The 1,029-nt window shown below is 45.0% G+C and carries 2 protein-coding genes; both read left to right on the top strand.

The window, feature by feature from the left end:
• A partial coding sequence (locus J5224_RS29805) for a chaperone modulator CbpM (protein ID WP_264628669.1) occupies positions 1 to 232 on the top strand: 232 nt, incomplete at its 5' end.
• A 125-nt stretch (positions 233 to 357) separates the two neighbouring features.
• Positions 358 to 1,029 (top strand): GAPES1 domain-containing protein (locus tag J5224_RS29800; protein WP_319802512.1); only part of this gene is annotated, 672 nt, incomplete at its 3' end.

Below are 1,029 nucleotides of genomic sequence, written 5' to 3'. Positions count from 1 at the left end.
TGAAATTGTCGGCCTGGGAGTGATTGAACCTCATGAAGATGAACACTCATGCTGGCAATTTGACGATCGTGCAGCCGCGATTATGCAGCACGCCCTACGTTTAAGAAGAGAGTTAGCGTTAGATTGGCCCGGTATCGCCGTAGCCCTGACATTATTGGAAGAGAACGCACAGTTGCGCCTAGAAAATCGACGGCTGCAACAGCGTCTGTCCCGCTTTATTACACACACCTGAGCGGTATCAACACGCTAAAGAAAACGCAAAACAAAGGGGCCGGCCTTCGCCTGCCCTTTTGCACACAATGAAGCGCTTTATGCTATAACTATGGCTATCAGTGCTTAATAAAGGGATGCTGCATCTTGTCACAGCCAAAATTTATTAGCGCAATTATTTTCATTGTGATTCTGACCACCAGCATTTTTACCAGTTTTATTGTTAATGAGTATCTCGGGCTCAGAAGCTATATGGGATATATTGCGGAGAATGGCAAATCTGCGCTATTTCATGAAGAATATATTAACCAAAATATTGCCTTCCGCCTCTCCAGGGCGTTTTCGCCTTCAGCATCCGTTATCGATAACAAAGTGAACATACCGCATGATATCTGTCAGTATGCCGAGTCAGTGGGCGAAACCTATGGTTTGAACTTACTGAAACAGACTTTGCCTACGCTCAGTGGAACGTTACAGACACGCAACCCGGAGTGCGCGGACTGGAGCCAGGATGTTGCCGCACTGGCAAATATTCAGGAGTATGAAGCGGGTGCCTCCTCAACGTACAGTTTCTCGAACTACACCGGTTATACCTTCAATAACGTCAGATATTATATCGACTTGATCAATAACTACATTTATATCAATCGACTGGTCGATACCCAGCGCTATACTTTTAATAACTGGCTGGTCAGCAATGATGGTCGCATTGATATTGACCGCAGCGCGCTGACAATAAATATCGATGCAACTGCATTAAATGATTTGCATAATGGCAATAATATTGTCTCACACATTTACCGCGACGGTTATACCGAA

This window comes from Candidatus Symbiopectobacterium sp. NZEC135, assembly GCF_025962695.1.
This window is presented reverse-complemented; position numbering and strand designations above follow the sequence as displayed.